Source organism: Ensifer sp. KUDG1 (assembly GCF_050434285.1).
In the GTDB taxonomy this organism is placed as follows: Bacteria; Pseudomonadota; Alphaproteobacteria; order Rhizobiales; family Rhizobiaceae; genus Ensifer.
The window spans coordinates 347,887-360,531 of the sequence record NZ_JBNDIG010000001.1; the positions used below are offsets into that span (position 1 = coordinate 347,887).

The 12,645-nt window shown below is 63.1% G+C and carries 13 protein-coding genes; all 13 read left to right on the forward strand.

The genetic code is table 11. From position 1 onward, the window contains the following. Positions 1-143 precede the first annotated feature (143 nt). Positions 144-635 carry a universal stress protein gene (locus M2267_RS01810; RefSeq protein ID WP_043615656.1) on the forward strand — a complete coding sequence of 164 codons (492 nt, stop codon included), beginning with the start codon at positions 144-146 and terminating at the stop codon, positions 633-635. Positions 636-741: 106 nt separating this feature from the next. Beyond that, complete coding sequence (locus tag M2267_RS01815; RefSeq protein ID WP_043615659.1) at positions 742-1,308, forward strand: NifU family protein; 567 nt, start codon at positions 742-744, stop codon at positions 1,306-1,308. A 101-nt stretch (positions 1,309-1,409) separates the two neighbouring features. After that, positions 1,410-2,069, forward strand: a complete 660-nt coding sequence (tsaB, locus tag M2267_RS01820) for a tRNA (adenosine(37)-N6)-threonylcarbamoyltransferase complex dimerization subunit type 1 TsaB (protein WP_429112139.1) — start codon at positions 1,410-1,412, stop codon at positions 2,067-2,069. Positions 2,070-2,075: 6 nt separating this feature from the next. Next, positions 2,076-2,573, forward strand: a complete 498-nt coding sequence (locus M2267_RS01825) for a GNAT family N-acetyltransferase (protein WP_429112140.1) — start codon at positions 2,076-2,078, stop codon at positions 2,571-2,573. Positions 2,574-2,727: 154 nt separating this feature from the next. After that, complete coding sequence (locus M2267_RS01830; protein ID WP_060519777.1) at positions 2,728-3,519, forward strand: lysophospholipid acyltransferase family protein; 792 nt, start codon at positions 2,728-2,730, stop codon at positions 3,517-3,519. Positions 3,520-3,590: 71 nt separating this feature from the next. Next, positions 3,591-4,991, forward strand: a complete 1,401-nt coding sequence (gene miaB, locus M2267_RS01835) for a tRNA (N6-isopentenyl adenosine(37)-C2)-methylthiotransferase MiaB (protein ID WP_429112142.1) — start codon at positions 3,591-3,593, stop codon at positions 4,989-4,991. Positions 4,992-5,018: 27 nt separating this feature from the next. Then, positions 5,019-6,074: a PhoH family protein gene (locus tag M2267_RS01840; protein WP_043615671.1), complete on the forward strand. Its 1,056-nt coding sequence runs from the start codon at positions 5,019-5,021 to the stop codon at positions 6,072-6,074. A gap of 18 nt (positions 6,075-6,092) precedes the next feature. Beyond that, the gene (gene ybeY, locus M2267_RS01845) at positions 6,093-6,599 is read left to right on the forward strand and encodes an rRNA maturation RNase YbeY (protein ID WP_043615673.1); all 507 of its coding nucleotides are present in this window, start codon (positions 6,093-6,095) and stop codon (positions 6,597-6,599) included. Positions 6,600-6,611: 12 nt separating this feature from the next. Then, positions 6,612-7,772 (forward strand): hemolysin family protein, encoded by a 1,161-nt coding sequence (locus M2267_RS01850; protein WP_429112145.1) that lies wholly within the window; start codon positions 6,612-6,614, stop codon positions 7,770-7,772. Positions 7,773-8,002: 230 nt separating this feature from the next. Continuing rightward, positions 8,003-9,598: an apolipoprotein N-acyltransferase gene (gene lnt, locus M2267_RS01855; RefSeq protein WP_429112146.1), complete on the forward strand. Its 1,596-nt coding sequence runs from the start codon at positions 8,003-8,005 to the stop codon at positions 9,596-9,598. 146 nt (positions 9,599-9,744) lie between these two features. After that, a complete protein-coding gene (locus tag M2267_RS01860; protein ID WP_043615681.1) occupies positions 9,745-10,164 on the forward strand; it encodes a helix-turn-helix domain-containing protein in 420 nt (139 codons plus the stop codon). Positions 10,165-10,367: 203 nt separating this feature from the next. Next, positions 10,368-11,636 carry a methionine adenosyltransferase gene (gene metK / locus M2267_RS01865; protein ID WP_043615683.1) on the forward strand — a complete coding sequence of 423 codons (1,269 nt, stop codon included), beginning with the start codon at positions 10,368-10,370 and terminating at the stop codon, positions 11,634-11,636. A 167-nt stretch (positions 11,637-11,803) separates the two neighbouring features. Next, on the forward strand, positions 11,804-12,502 hold the full coding sequence (gene trmB / locus M2267_RS01870) for a tRNA (guanosine(46)-N7)-methyltransferase TrmB (RefSeq protein ID WP_429112148.1): 699 nt from the start codon (positions 11,804-11,806) through the stop codon (positions 12,500-12,502). Positions 12,503-12,645 lie beyond the last annotated feature (143 nt).

Consider the following 12,645-nt stretch of genomic DNA (forward strand, 5'->3'; position numbering starts at 1 on the left):
CCGGGCCCAATTTCATTCTGATGGTCGGCTTTCGCCAGCCGAAGGGAGCCTCGACCGGAAGCCTCGGGCACTTTTCCGTGTCCTCGTCCGAAACGCAAAAATCAGACCTTGCGGCGGCTCGCGCGGGATGTATTGTTCACCCTATGGTCTCGACCCGACTCTCTCGACTTGAAGGACACCGCCGCAAATTCATGGCGGTGATAGACGATACCCCGGAATGCGGGCGCGCCGTGCACTATGCGGGCATGCGCGCCAAGAATTCCAATGGTGGCCTCGTCCTGCTCTATGTGATCGCCGACGGCGACTTCCAGCAATGGCTGGGGGTTGAGGAAATCATGCGTGCGGAAGCGCGCGAGGAGGCCGAGGCGACGCTCGCCAAGGTGTCCCAATCGGTGCGCGAGCGCATCGGTATCGAGCCGGAGGTCGTCATCCGCGAGGGCACGGCGACCGACCAGATCCACGCGGCGATCGAAGAGGATCGCGATATCGCCATTCTGGTTCTCGCAGCCGGTTCGGCGAAGGAAGGCCCCGGTCCGCTGGTGTCGTCCATTGCCGGCAAGGCCGCGGCCTTTCCGATCCCCGTCACGGTCATCCCCGATGCCCTGACGGATGAGGAGATCGACGCGCTTAGCTGACCTGCGTCGCTATGTGCTCTTGCGAGCCGAGAGCCATGCTCCTATATTCTTTTGAATTATTCTAAAAAGCTGGGCGGATGCCGCTCCCGGCGAAACGGAGACAGACATGTTCATTCAGACCGAAGCCACGCCGAACCCGGCGACGCTGAAGTTTTTGCCGGGCAAGGTCGTCCTGGAAAACGGCACGGCCGAATTCCGCGACGAGGAAGAAGCACGCGCCGGCTCGCCGCTTGCGGCACGGCTGTTTTCGATCCCGGGCGTCACTGGCGTCTATTTCGGCTACGATTTCATCACCGTCACCAAGGAAGGCCAGGAATGGCAGCACCTGAAGCCGGCGATCCTCGGTTCGATCATGGAGCACTTCATGTCGGGCCAGGCGATCATGGCTGGCAGCGGCCGCGCCGAGCAGTCCGACGAGGAAGACGAGTTCTTCGACGAGGGTGACGAGACGATCGTCGCCACGATCAAGGAACTCCTGGAAACCCGCGTACGTCCGGCCGTCGCCCAGGATGGCGGCGACATCACCTTCCGCGGCTTCAAGGACGGGACAGTCTTCCTCAACATGAAGGGCGCCTGCTCCGGTTGCCCGTCGTCCACCGCGACGCTGAAGCATGGCGTGCAGAACCTGCTGCGCCACTTCGTTCCCGAGGTGGAGGCCGTCGAGGCCGTCTGATAGAGCGCGCGCCTGTCCGGCGCGCCGGTTTCGCGTATCGATTTTGCCGCAAAGCCCGATCGGCTTTGCGGCTTGTGGCGTCTGAAAGATCCTGCGTTGAAATGATTGTACTTGCGCTCGACACGTCCGGTTCCGGTTGCTCCGTTGCCGTCTATGACAGCGAAACGGAAGCCGTGCTCGGGCGTTCCGGGGCCGATCTCGGCAAGGGACATGCCGAGCGGCTGATGGAATTCGTCGACGAGGCGCTGGCTGCGTCCAGCCGGTCGCTTGACGCTATCGACTGTATCGCCGTCACCGTTGGCCCGGGATCCTTCACCGGCATTCGCGTTGGTGTCGCGGCCGCTCGTGGCCTGGCTCTGGCGCTCGGCAAACCCGCCGTCGGCGTCTCGACGCTTGCCGTCGTCGCCGAGGGACTGCGCCGCACGGCTGCCGGAAAGCCCGTCCTCGTCGCCATCGACGCCAAGCGAGACGAGGTCTATCTCCAGGCTTTCGATGCGACCGGCAGTGCCACAGGCGAGCCCGAAGCCCTCTCCGTCGAAAGTGCCCGCGAACGCTACGCCGATTTCGACGGCGTCATTGGCGGCTCCGGCGCGCATCTCGTCGCTGCCGATCTGCCGTCCAAATCTTCAGAACTCATCGATGTTGCCGCGGTTGCCGCCCTTGGCGCCGCTGCCGATCCAGCCTCGGCCAAGCCGCGTCCGCTATATCTCAGAGGCCCCGACGCCAAGCCGCAGGCGGGCTTCGCGATTGCCCGAGCATAGACCGAGATGAGCTTTACCGATTACTTCACCCGCCGTACCGAGTTCGATATCTTCCCCCTGGAGGAAGCGGACCTCATCGCCGCGGCGGCGCTGCATCGTCAGCGTTTCGCGTCCCCGTGGAGCGATGGCGAAATCCATGCGCTTCTGGTGCAGGAAACGGTGTTCGGCTTTGTCGCCCGGCAGACCAATGGCAGCTTCCGCCCGGCCTTCGGTGGGTTTGTCCTGTCGCGTGCGGTTGCCGGCGAGGCGGAAATCCTGACGATCGGCGTCGAGTCGCGCTATGCCCGCTCCGGTCTCGGCTGGCGATTGATGCAGGCGGCGATGCGCGAAGCGCTGGTCAAGGGCTCCGAGGCCCTGTTCCTCGAAGTGGACGAGACCAATCAGCCGGCAATCGGGCTTTACCGTAAGCTTGGCTTCAACAAGGTTGGCGAACGCCGCGCCTATTACCATGACAAGGCCGGCCAGCGGACCGCCGCGCTTGTCATGCGGCTCGATCTTCGCTAGTCCCGACACGGACAGGAGCAGGATGAGGAAGGCCAAGGCGGTCTTCCGCCCGCATCCCGCTTTACCCAATTGGAACAGGTCACGATGATCGCGCCGCGGTTCGGCTGAAGATCATCGCGATTCTCAAGGTCTCGCGCAGGAAAACTCTTCCCGGATGGTCAATTGGCTACGGATCGCGATCTTCGCAGCGCTTCTGGCGCTGGTTTCGCTCGTGCTGATGCCGATCCAGGTCGTCTGCCTCTGGCTTGACCTGAAACCCCGGCGCCGTCTGCCGCGATATTGGCACCGGCTCGCCTGCTACCTTCTCGGCATCAAGGTGCGCGTCCACGGAATGGCGGATCGCCGCCGGCCGCTTTTGATCTGCGCCAACCATGCCTCCTGGAAAGACATTCTGGTGCTTTCCTCGGTTGCCGACGTCGTCTTCGTCGCCAAGTCCGAGGTGAAGGGCTGGCCGGTCTTCGGCGTGCTTGCCCGGCTGCAGGCGTCGATCTTCGTCGAGCGCGAACAGAAGCGCTCGACCGGCAAGCAGGTGAGCGAAATCGGCGAGCGCATGGCCGCCGGCGAAATCGTCGTGCTGTTTCCCGAGGGGACGACCTCGGACGGCAACCGTCTGCTGGAGATCAAGACCTCGCTTTTCGGTGCGGCCGCTTCCGCCGTGCCGCATTCGCCGACCGGCCTCGTGCATGTGCAGCCGGTCGCGATCTCCTATACCGGCATCCACGGCATGCCGATGGGCCGCTTCAACCGGCCGATCGCCGCCTGGCCGGGCGATACCGAACTGGTGCCGCATCTGCTCGGCATCCTGCGCGAGGGCGCGATCGAGGTCGATGTCGATTTCGGTGAGGCGATCGACTACGACCGCCACACCAATCGCAAGGAAGTGAGCCGTACGGTCGAACAACGCATCCGCAGCATGTTGTCGGATCGTCTGCGCGGGCGGGCCTGAGACGTCCCGGGCAAGGGCGGCCGCGCCGAAAATACTTCAACTTCCGACCACTTTGCACTAAAGAACCCGGCATGACCCAGGAAACTGCCCTTCTGTCGACGACGCCCGCCACGGGCGACGAGCGCGCCCCGGCCCGCAAGGTCTTCGTCAAGACCTACGGCTGCCAGATGAACGTCTACGATTCCGACCGCATGACGGACGCCCTGTCGCGCGACGGCTATGTCTCGACCGACGTGCTGGAAGACGCAGACTTCGTGCTGCTCAACACCTGTCACATCCGCGAAAAGGCGGCGGAGAAGGTCTATTCCGAGCTCGGCCGCCTGCGCGATCTGAAGACGGAAAGGGCCAAGGAAGGCCGCGAGATGGTGATCGGCGTTGCCGGCTGCGTCGCGCAGGCCGAAGGCAACGAGATCCTGCGGCGCGCGCCTGCCGTCGATCTCGTGATCGGCCCGACCACCTATCACCGCCTGCCCGAGGCGCTGAAGCGCGCCCGCAGCGGCGAGCGCGTCGTGCAGACGGACTATGCCGTCGAAGACAAGTTCGAGCACCTGCCGGCACCCGACAAGGCAAAGACCCGCCTGCGCGGCGTCACCGCCTTCCTCACGGTTCAGGAAGGCTGCGACAAGTTCTGCACCTTCTGTGTCGTGCCCTATACGCGCGGCTCCGAGGTTTCCCGCCCCGTCGCCCAGATCGTCTCCGAGGCGGAGAAGCTGGTCGAGGGCGGCGTGCGCGAGATCACCCTGCTCGGCCAGAACGTCAACGCCTGGCATGGCGTCGGGCCCGATGGCCGCGAATGGGGCCTTGGCGACCTGCTTTTACGCCTTGGCGAGATCGAGGGCCTCGCTCGGCTGCGTTACACCACCAGCCATCCGCGCGACATGGACGACAGCCTGATCGAGGCGCATCGCTCGATGGAAAAGCTGATGCCCTACCTGCACCTGCCGGTGCAGTCGGGCTCCGACCGCATCCTGAAGGCGATGAACCGCAGGCATACGGCGGCGGAATATCTGGCGCTGATCGCGCGCATCCGCGCCGTCCAGCCGGACCTGGCGCTCTCGGGCGATTTCATCGTCGGCTTCCCCGGCGAGACCGACGAGGACTTCGAAGACACCATGCGCCTCGTCGAGGCCGTGGGTTATGCACAGGCATTTTCGTTCAAATATTCGACCCGTCCCGGCACGCCGGGCGCCGAGCTCGGCGACCAGGTTCCCGAGGACGTGAAAGCCAAGCGCTTGGAAAAATTGCAGGCTTTGCTGTTTTCCCAGCAGCGCGCCTTTGCCGAGTCCTGCGTCGGCCGCGAAATCGACCTGCTTTTGGAGAAGGAAGGGCGCATGCCCGGCCAGCTCGTCGGGCGTTCGCCGTGGCTTCAGCCGGTGAATGTTGATGCAAAAGCATCGCAAATCGGTGACATTATCAAGGTGCGAATCATCAAGGCCGGGCCGAACAGCCTGTTTGCGGAGATGATCGGGTAAGGACCGAACACAAGGAGCCTGAACCGCTTGAACGGACACGAATTGATCTCTTCATCCACGCGCCAGTCGAAAACAACTGCGACAGACGCCAATCACTTCGTGCTGACCTTCGAGAACAATCGGTTCGCCAGCGAGCTCTTCGGCCAGTTCGATCAGAACTTGAAGCTTCTCGAAGAGCGCCTGCGCATCGACGCCCGGCCGCGCGGCAATTCCGTCGCGATCTCGGGTGACGTCGTCGCCACCAACCAGGCCCGCCGAGCTCTTGATTATCTCTACGGGCGGTTGCAGAGCGGCGCGTCGATCGATACGTCTGATGTCGAGGGCGCGATCCGTATGGCGGTTGCCGCCGACGATCAGCTACAATTGCCGACCATGGAGCGTAAAGCCAAATTGACAATGGCGCAGATTTCGACGCGCAAGAAGACGATCGCTGCGCGCACGCCGACGCAGGATGCCTATATCCGTGCGCTCGAGCGCTCGGAGCTGGTCTTCGGCGTGGGCCCCGCCGGTACCGGCAAGACCTATCTTGCCGTTGCCCATGCCGCACAGCTGCTTGAGCGCGGCGCCGTCGACCGCATCGTGCTGTCGCGTCCTGCTGTCGAGGCGGGCGAGCGCCTGGGCTTCCTGCCGGGCGACATGAAGGAGAAGGTCGATCCTTACCTTCGGCCTCTCTACGACGCGCTCTATGACATGATGCCGGGCGACAAGGTCGAACGCGCGATTACCGCCGGCGTCATCGAAATCGCGCCGCTCGCCTTCATGCGCGGTCGTACGCTTGGCAACGCCGCCGTCATCCTCGACGAGGCGCAGAACACGACATCAATGCAGATGAAGATGTTCCTGACCCGCCTGGGTGAAAACGGCCGGATGATCGTCACCGGCGATCCGAGCCAGGTGGACTTGCCGCGTGGCGTCAAGTCGGGCCTGGTCGAGGCGCTGCAGATCTTGAAGGGCGTCGAGGGCGTCTCGGTCGTCCGCTTCAAGGATGCCGATGTCGTCCGCCATCCGATGGTGGCGCGCATCGTCAGGGCCTACGAGTCCCACACGGCCGTGCACGACGAAAGCGAGCAGGGCGACCGCTGACAGGCGGTCGCTGCGATCATGACGGCATTGGATATCCAGATCAGCGTGGAAGAGGGCAACTGGCCGGACGAAGAGGCGTTGCTCGCTTTCTCGTCGCCCGTGCTCGAGGCGGCGGCAGCCTTTCTCGCAAGCGAAGAAAAGCAGCCGCTGCCGAAGGTGCCGCCGGAGCTCTCGCTCGTCTTCACCGACGACGCCTCCATGCGGGCGATCAACGCCGAGTGGCGCAACCAGGACAAACCGACCAACGTTTTGTCCTTCCCCGCCTTTCCCGTGACGCCCGGAAAGATGCCCGGGCCGATGCTCGGCGACATCATCGTTGCCCGCGAAACGCTCGAGCGCGAGGCGGTGGAGCTCGACAAGTCCTTCGATCAGCACCTGACGCATCTTCTCGTGCATGGATTCCTGCATCTTTTCGGCTATGATCATATGGAAGATGACGAAGCCGAAAGAATGGAAAGCCTGGAGACTCGCATTTTGGCGCGTCTTGGCTTATCTGACCCCTACGGGGATCGTACCCCGGATTAACAGTTTGGACCGATGAGCGATTATAAAACACAGCCCGTCGCGCTGGCGACCGAGGAGGCAGATGCCTCCGGAGAGGCGGAGGCGGGCAGTAGTAGCACCGCCACTCGACACGAGGGCACGAAATCCACTTCCACCTTCTGGAGCCGGGCCGCGCGCCTTTTGCGCGGCGCAAGTCCATCGAGCCTGCGCGAGGATCTTGCTGACGCGCTGCAGACCGATGCCGACAGCAACACGGTCTTTTCGCCTGGCGAACGGGCGATGCTCAACAACATCCTGCGCTTCCGCGAGGTCCGGGTCGAGGACGTCATGGTCCCGCGCGCCGACATCGAGGCGGTCGATCAGAGCATCACCATCGGCGAGCTGATGGTGATCTTCGAGGAATCCGGCCGCTCGCGCATGCCGGTCTACAGCGAAGGGCTCGATGACCCTCGCGGCATGGTCCACATTCGCGACCTGCTGTCCTACGTCACCAAACAGGCCCGCAATCGCCGTCGCAACGGCAAGGCCCAGGCTTCGACGACAGCTGCGTCCGAAAAGGCGCCGCGCTCGCCCAAGGCAAGTTTCGACCTTGCGCGCGTCGATCTCGGCAAGTCGCTGGAAGAGGCGGGCATCGTCCGCCAGCTTCTCTTCGTGCCGCCTTCGATGCTGGCCTCCGACCTGATGCAGCGCATGCAGGCGGCCCGTATCCAGATGGCGCTCGTCATCGACGAATATGGCGGAACCGATGGTCTCGTCTCGCTCGAAGACATCGTCGAGATGGTCGTCGGCGACATCGAGGACGAGCACGACGACGACGAAGTCATGTTCGCGCGCACCTCGGACGATGTCTTCATCGCCGACGCCCGTGTCGAGCTGGAAGAGATCGCCGCGGCGATCGGTCCCGACTTCGACGTGCGCGAGCAGCTCGAAGACGTCGACACGCTCGGCGGCCTGATCTTCGCCTCGCTTGGCCGCATTCCTGTGCGCGGCGAGGTCGTCCAGGCGATCCCGGGTTTCGAGTTCCAGATCCTCGATGCCGATCCGCGCCGCGTGAAGCGCGTCCGCATCATGCGCAAGCGCCCGCCCGCCCGCCGCCGCGTTGTGCGGCCGGAAGGCGAGACGATTGCGGAGGCCGGAGCGATCAATCGCGCCAACGGTGCAGCCGCCCCCGAGGCCACGGCGGACGAACAGTAATCGTCCGGTTCCCGCGCGTCTTTGCGCGCGGGTAATCCCTTTTCGCCTATCTGCGATGTCTCCTGAGCCGTTGTCGTAAGCGCCGACCAAGCGCCGGAACCTTCGCCTTGCCCCCTAATCCAGCCCCGAAAGGGGACAAACAGCCGGTTTTTTGGAAGACTGGCCCCGATTGATTCGGGTGTTGTTTCGCTCCTTCGCCGTGGCAGGCGGCGGGATCGACTGGAGGCTGCATGGTGAGACTGGCTGGCAGGGTGATGTTACTTTCCGGGTTTCCCCGGGCTTTGCTCGCTTTCTTCGCGGGGCTTATCGCGGTTCTAGCGCAGCCGCCCTTCGGCATCTTCGCCTTTGCCTTCGTCGCTTTCCCGATCCTCGTCTGGTTGCTTGATGGTGCGACCGGAAATCCGGATGGTGGCTTCATTCGGCGGCTCTGGCCCTCGGCGGTTGTCGGCTGGTGGTTCGGCTTCGGCTACTTCCTCGGGGGTCTCTGGTGGCTCGGCAATGCCTTGCTCGTCGAGGCCGATGAGTTTGCCTGGGCGCTGCCGCTCGCCGTCGTCGGTCTGCCGGCCTTTCTCGCACTCTTCTATGCGCTGGCAACGCTGATCGCGCGCCTGTTCTGGTCCGATGGCGTCGGGCGTATCGCCGCACTCGCCTTGGGCTTCGGCCTTGCCGAATGGTTGCGCAGCTTCCTTTTTACCGGCTTCCCCTGGAATGCGATCGGCTATGCGGCCATGCCGATGCCGCTGATGATGCAGTCGGCAAGCGTCGTCAATCTCGCGACCATCAACATGCTCGCCGTCTTCGTTTTTGCGGCACCCGCCCTGATCGCGACGGGTCGGGGGAGCCGGATCGGACTTTCGCTTGCCGTCGTGCTTTTTGCCGCCCATGTGGGCTTCGGCTTCTACCGCCTGGCGCAGCCGGCGCCGGCCTCGCCTGAACCGCCGCTGACCGTACGCCTCGTCCAGCCGGTGATCGATCAGGCAAAGAAGCTCGATGACGGCGAACGTGCCGCCGTGTTCGAGGAGCATCTGGCCCTCACCGCGGTCGCTCCGGAGAAAGACGGCAAGCGGCCGGATATCGTCGTCTGGCCCGAGACATCGATCCCCTTCATCCTCACCGACAATCCAGACGCACTGGCGCGCATCGCCGAGGTGCTTGATGACGACCAGATCCTGGTTGCCGGCGCGGTGCGCGTGGAGGATGCCGGCGCCGGGCTGCCGCCCCGCTACTACAACTCGATCTATATGATCGACGGTCGGGGCCAGATCATCGGCGCTGCCGACAAGGTGCATCTGGTGCCATTCGGCGAATATCTTCCCTTCGAGGACCTGTTGTCGTCCTGGGGGCTGAGTTCGGTCGCCGCGTCTATGCCCGGCGGGTTCACTGCGGCAAAGAGCCGTTCGTTGCTGACGCTGCCCGGTGGCCGCACGCTCTATCCGCTCGTTTGCTACGAGGCGATCTTCCCGGATGAGATCGACGGGGCCGCGCGGCGGGCCGATGTGCTTCTCAATATCACCAACGATGCCTGGTTCGGAGATACGCCGGGCCCGCGTCAGCATTTCCATCAGGCACAATTAAGGGCCGTAGAAACTGGCACCCCCCTTGTCCGAGCGGCAAACAGCGGTATATCAGCAATTGTTGATGCACGTGGGGTTTTAATGGTAGGATTATCCTACAATTATAGGGGAGTGGTCGACACACTTCTGCCGGGAAGGATGCCTACCCCGTTGGACGACGCTATGCGAAGCCGCGTTTTCTGGCTGGGTGCGATCTTCCTCCTTCTGGTTGCAGTGTTTTCGCGTGTTAGTTTTAATATTAGGAAGAATTGACCTAAAACCCCTAAAATTGCATAGTGGTCCGCACCATCGTCCTTGTTGTGCTGGCTCTGTCCTTATCACCCTGGCGGTCGCTTCGGTGAGCGTAGGTCTCATGCCGGGCGATGGATAAACGAAACAGCGTGTTTGGGAACGCAGATATGATCGAAAACAAGAAGAAGCCGAACCCGATCGACATTCATGTCGGAAGTCGGATTCGTCTTCGCCGTACGATGCTTGGCATGAGCCAGGAGAAGCTCGGCGAAAGTCTGGGGATCACCTTCCAGCAGATCCAGAAGTACGAGAAAGGCACGAACCGCGTTGGCGCCAGCCGGCTGCAGAACATTTCCGGCATCCTGAACGTTCCGGTTTCCTTCTTCTTCGAGGATGCCCCGGGCGAAAACAATGCCGGTCAGTCGGGCATGGCAGAAGCTTCCAGCTCGAACTACGTCGTCGATTTCCTGTCGTCCTCCGAGGGGCTGCAGCTCAACCGCGCTTTCGTCAAGATCACCGACCCGAAGGTTCGCCGCCGGCTTGTCGATCTCGTCAAGGCACTCGCAGCGGAAGCAGAAAGCGAATAGTTCCAACGTTCCCCGTCGGGACTTGAAAAACAAAGCGGCCATTTGTGCCGCTTTTTTCTTGCGCGCCTTTCCCTCCGGCGCACCAAAGTGATTGGCTGCAATGGCGATATAAAGATATATTTATGTCGTTGTGTGCTTGTTTTTCGGTCGCAAAACCACTAACACCGTGCCAGCGCTTTTTCTTCATTGAGGGGACTTCCCGCATGCGTGCAAACTACCTGTTCACGAGTGAATCCGTAGCCGAAGGTCATCCGGACAAGGTGTGTGACCGTATCTCCGACGAGATCGTGGATCTGGTCTACCGTGAAGCGGCCAAGACCGGTGTCGATCCCTGGGGCGTGCGTATCGCCTGCGAGACGCTGGCGACCACCAACCGCGTCGTGATCGCCGGCGAAGTGCGTCTGCCGCCGAGCCTTCTGAAGAAGGACAAGGACGGCAACGACGTCATCAACCCCTCGAAGTTCAAGTCCGCGGCCCGCAAGGCGATCCGCGAGATCGGCTATGAGCAGGACGGCTTCCACTGGAAGACGGCGAAGATCGACGTGCTCCTGCACTTCCAGTCCGCCCACATCGCGCAGGGCGTCGACAGCGCTGCCGACAAGCAGGGCGAAGAAGGTGCTGGCGACCAGGGCATCATGTTCGGCTACGCCTGCCGCGAAACCGCCGAGCTGATGCCGGCGCCGATCTACTATTCGCACCGCATCCTCAACCTGCTCGCCGCTGCCCGCAAGAAGGGCGAGGGCGAAGTCGCCAAGCTCGGCCCCGACGCCAAGAGCCAGGTCACGGTTCGTTACGTCGACGGCAAGCCGACGGAAGTCACCTCGATCGTTCTGTCGACGCAGCACCTCGATGACACGTGGGATTCGGCCAAGGTTCGCGCGGTCGTCGAGCCCTATATCCGCGAAGCCCTCGACGATCTGAAGATCGCCGACGACTGCACCTGGTACATCAACCCGACCGGCAAGTTCGTCATCGGCGGCCCGGACGGCGACGCCGGCCTCACCGGCCGCAAGATCATCGTCGACACCTATGGCGGTGCCGCACCGCACGGCGGTGGCGCATTCTCAGGCAAGGACACGACCAAGGTCGACCGTTCGGCCGCCTATGCTGCCCGTTACCTGGCAAAGAACGTCGTTGCCGCCGGTCTGTCCGACCGCTGCACGATCCAGCTGTCCTACGCGATCGGCGTTGCCCAGCCGCTGTCGATCTATGTCGACCTGCACGGCACCGGCAAGGTTTCGGAAGACCAGGTCGAAGATGCGATCCGCAAGACGATGGACCTGTCGCCGACCGGCATCCGCCGTCATCTCGACCTCAACAAGCCGATCTATGCCAAGACGTCTGCCTATGGCCACTTCGGCCGCAAGGCTGGCCGCGACGGTTCCTTCTCCTGGGAGAAGCTCGACCTCGTGAAGCCGCTGAAGGCTGCGATCGAAGAGGGCGGCGCCGTCAACGGCCGCGCTGCCGCCTAAACAGGCGATCGGCGCGGCGTCACGCCGCGCATTGAAGATAGCGCAACGTCCTGCTATCAGGCGTTTGCGAAAATCAGGGCGGGTGCTCCGACAAGGAGCGCCCGCTTCGTTCATTTTGATTTTGGGTTGGCCTGATCCAGGATCGGTATGACCAAGGGAAAGACGACATGACCGAACCGCGCCGCGCCAGAGCAACCGAGGCCTTCTTCGGCCGCCGCAAGGGCAAGCCGTTGCGCGAGCGGCAGGCGGGGCACCTGGAAACCGTGTTGCCGACCCTGAAGCTCGACCTTTCGAACCCGGCGCCGGCGGACCTGAAGACGCTCTATCCTGAGGGCGTGGACCGCATGCGCCTCGAAATCGGTTTCGGCGGCGGCGAGCACCTGATCCACCGCGCGGCCGAAGCGCCGTCCACCGGCTTTATCGGCGTCGAACCCTTCGTCAATTCCATGGCCAAGCTCGTCGGCCATATCGAAGAGCGCGGCGTCAGCAATATTCGCCTCTATGACGACGATGCCACCCAGGTGCTCGACTGGCTGCCGGCCGCGTCGATCGACCAGATCGACCTGCTCTATCCGGACCCGTGGCCGAAGCGCAAACACTGGAAACGCCGTTTCGTCTCCAAGGTCAATCTCGACCGCTTCGCCCGCGTGCTGAAGCCCGGCGGCGTGTTCTGCTTCGCCTCGGATATCGATACCTACGTCAACTGGACGCTGTTGCACTGCCGCGATCACGCGGCCTTCGAGTGGACGGCAGAGAAGGCTTCCGATTGGCTGACGCCCTATGAGGGGTGGCCGAGCACGCGCTACGAGGCCAAGGCACGCAGGGAAGGGCGCAGCTCCGCCTATCTCACCTTCCGGCGCGTCTAAAGCAATTCCAGGAAAAGTGCGAAGCGGTTTTCCGTCCGGACTTGCGGGCTTGCAGATCAATTCCAGTGCGAAGCGGCTTCCGCTCCGGCCTGCGTCGCTCTCTCGAGCGACGGCTTTCAATCAAACTTCATGGCGCTGCCGCC